Here is a 255-nt window from a genome sequence, read left to right as displayed (position 1 = left end):
TCCGGCCCCCGCCGCCGACAGCAGCGGCGCCCTGCGCCGCGCGACGGCCCCCCACAGCAGCCCCACGAGCGGGGTGCCGCGCGCGCAGAGGGCCCGCACCGCGGCCTCCGTGATCTGCCCCCAGCCGAGGCCGCGGTGGCTGCCGGGTGCGCCGGCCCGCACGCTGAGGGCGCGGTCCAGCAGCAGCACGCCCTGGTCCGTCCACGCGGAGAGGTCCCCGTGGGCGGGCGGGGTGATGCCGAGGTCGACGTGCAG

Annotated in this window: 1 pseudogene; it reads right to left on the bottom strand. The window is 80.8% G+C overall.

Annotated elements, in window-relative coordinates:
* Nucleotides 1–255, bottom strand: a pseudogene (locus tag KVS67_RS12325) (uracil-DNA glycosylase); the annotation flags it as partial.

Origin of the sequence: Micrococcus sp. GbtcB5, assembly GCF_019091605.1 — a bacterium.
Taxonomy (GTDB): domain Bacteria; phylum Actinomycetota; class Actinomycetes; order Actinomycetales; family Micrococcaceae; genus Micrococcus; species Micrococcus luteus.
Note: the sequence above shows the minus strand (reverse complement) of the source record. Positions and strands in the feature narration are given on the sequence as shown.